Origin of the sequence: Candidatus Propionivibrio aalborgensis (assembly GCF_900089945.1) — a bacterium.
GTDB classification, from domain to species: domain Bacteria; phylum Pseudomonadota; class Gammaproteobacteria; order Burkholderiales; family Rhodocyclaceae; genus Propionivibrio; species Propionivibrio aalborgensis.
In genome coordinates this window covers 1-353 of the sequence record NZ_FLQY01000160.1, presented here as the reverse complement: position 1 = coordinate 353, position 353 = coordinate 1, and the positions used below count along the sequence as shown (strand labels likewise).

Below are 353 nucleotides of genomic sequence, written 5' to 3'. Positions count from 1 at the left end.
GCCGGAAGGCGGCAACGGATGCGCTGCTGGGTATAGGATTGCTTCGATGTTCATCAGTCTGTTTCTCAAAAATGGGTTAGTACAGGCTTCTTCGATACTCATTTCATGCCCCTTGTTTGGTGCGCGCCGTTCTGAGGTAGCCATTCGTTTTTTCACCGGACTAGCGTTATCGTTCCCGGACTTGATCGGCGCGCTTAAAATCGTTCCAGGCATTCCACCCGGAGGCGCTTGGCGCTTGAGCGTCTATTCCGCTAGTCAGGTCGCCTTCCACGTGATAACTCGAAGTCTTCTCACCGTGCGCTCCGTGTCTCTCCACTCGTCGCGGGGCTTTCGTTCTCCCGTCACGCTGGCCG

Annotated in this window: 1 protein-coding gene; it reads left to right on the top strand. The window is 55.8% G+C overall.

Annotated elements, in window-relative coordinates:
* Window positions 1-46 precede the first annotated feature (46 nt).
* The coding region (locus tag PROAA_RS18885; RefSeq protein ID WP_222102181.1) for a hypothetical protein at window positions 47-353 on the top strand (307 nt) is incomplete at its 3' end.